The 1098-nt window shown below is 55.5% G+C and carries 1 protein-coding gene; it reads left to right on the top strand.

Features of this window, described 5'->3' with window-relative positions; genetic code table 11:
- A partial coding sequence (locus tag LHU53_RS19580; RefSeq protein ID WP_227334465.1) for an IS66 family transposase occupies nucleotides 1-858 on the top strand: 858 nt, incomplete at its 5' end.
- Between the last annotated feature and the right edge of the window lie 240 nt (nucleotides 859-1098).

Genomic DNA, 1098 nt, shown 5'->3' with positions numbered 1-1098 from the left:
GTGCAGTTGCAAGCCTTGGTTGATGCACTCAAAGCCGACATCCTCAGCCACAGCGTGATTCATGCCGATGAGACGCCGGTACAGATGCTCAAGCCCGGTACCGGTAAAACGCACCGCGCTTATCTGTGGGCCTATGCTGCTGGTGCCTTTGAGGACACCAAGGCAGTGGTCTATGACTTCTGCGACAGCCGTGCCGGGGAGCATGCCAAACTGTTTCTGGGTGACTGGCGTGGCCACTTGGTCTGTGATGACTTCAGTGGCTACAAGCAACTGATGACACAGGGTGTCACCGAAGTGGGTTGTCTGGCGCATGCCCGGCGCAAGTTCTTTGATTTGCATGCCAGTAACAAGAGTCAGATTGCGCACAGTGCGCTGCAGCAGATCGCCAGGGTCTACGAGATTGAGCGTGAAGTCAAAGAGCTCGATCCAGACGCGCGAAGGCGAATACGCCAGGAGACATCAAAACCACTGCTGGATGCTTTGCATCAGTGGCTGATGCTGAATCGCCAAAAGATAACGGATGGCTCGGCTACGGCCAAGGCGCTTGATTACAGCCTCAGACGTTGGGGGCCGCTCACGCGCTTCCTCTCTGATGGGCATCTGCCCATTGACAACAACCATATTGAGAACCAGATCCGACCGATTGCCATCGGGCGCAACAACTGGTTGTTTGCCGGTTCACTGCGCGCGGGCAAGCGCGCTGCTGCGGTGATGAGTCTGATCCAGAGTGCCAGGATCAATGGGCATGATCCGTATGCCTACTTGAAAGATGTGTTGACCCGCCTGCCCACTCAGCGTGCCAGTCAGATTCATGAACTCTTGCCTCATCGCTGGCAGCCGCAAATTCAAGTTGTTTGATTTCCGGCAACTGCCACAGCTTTGGTACTGTGGTCAAGATGGGGTGGCTGCCCGCTTACTCGGCACCGACACGCTTACCGCATACCGCATACTATGCGGCATAAAAAACAAAAAAAAACGCCCAGTCAAGCGACTGGGCGTTTTTGGCGTTGGGAGCCTGACGATGACCTACTTTCACACGGGAATCCGCACTATCATTGGCGCAGAGGCGTTTCACTGTCCTGTTCGGGATGGGAAGGA

Source organism: Rhodoferax sp. U2-2l, assembly GCF_020594515.1.
Taxonomy (GTDB): Bacteria; Pseudomonadota; Gammaproteobacteria; order Burkholderiales; family Burkholderiaceae_C; genus Rhodoferax.
This window is presented reverse-complemented; position numbering and strand designations above follow the sequence as displayed.